The sequence below is a fragment of the Pseudonocardia oceanicola genome (assembly GCF_047200735.1).
Taxonomy (GTDB): domain Bacteria; phylum Actinomycetota; class Actinomycetes; order Mycobacteriales; family Pseudonocardiaceae; genus Pseudonocardia.
The window spans coordinates 1-527 of the sequence record NZ_JBJZON010000094.1; the positions used below are offsets into that span (position 1 = coordinate 1).

Genomic DNA, 527 nt, shown 5'->3' on the forward strand with positions numbered 1-527 from the left:
CCCAGAGAGGCTCCGCCTCGGACCGCCGAGGTTGATGGCTGGTCAGGCGGATGAGCTGCGGTCACGCTGGTGGCCGTGGCCAAGCCGGTGACGGTGAATGAGGTGCTCGACGGGCAGGTAGCGCTGGATCTGGAGTGCCTAGACCGGGTCTATCTCAACGCCTACGTGCCGAACCTGCAGGCGGGCGGGCAGGTGGTGAGTTTCCTGACCGCGCACCTGGGCTATCCGATCCCGTCGCCGGCGATCTTCAATAAGCTCGGGACAGCATTCCGCACGGCCGTCGCCCGGTTCGCCGCCGCCGAGCACGTCCCGGTGATGCGCTTCGCCAAGACCGACCGCAAGATCGACCGGATGCGCCCGTATCTGGCCGCGCAGGCCGCCACCGGGCACTCCGGGGTGGCTGCGATCGGGGTGGCGCAGGAGTTCGCCTCGGTGTTCGTCGGCGTCGAGCGGGAGGGCTCGACCGGGGCGCCCTGGTACACATTCCCCCGGACGCAGCGGCGGGTGAGCTGCTTCTACTTCTACCT

General features: G+C 68.9%; 1 protein-coding gene. It reads left to right on the plus strand.

Annotated elements, in window-relative coordinates; translation table 11 throughout:
• Positions 1-75: 75 nt before the first annotated feature.
• Positions 76-527, plus strand: a 452-nt coding sequence (locus ACL02T_RS34960) for a hypothetical protein (protein ID WP_412835102.1), incomplete at its 3' end; no start/stop codon positions are given.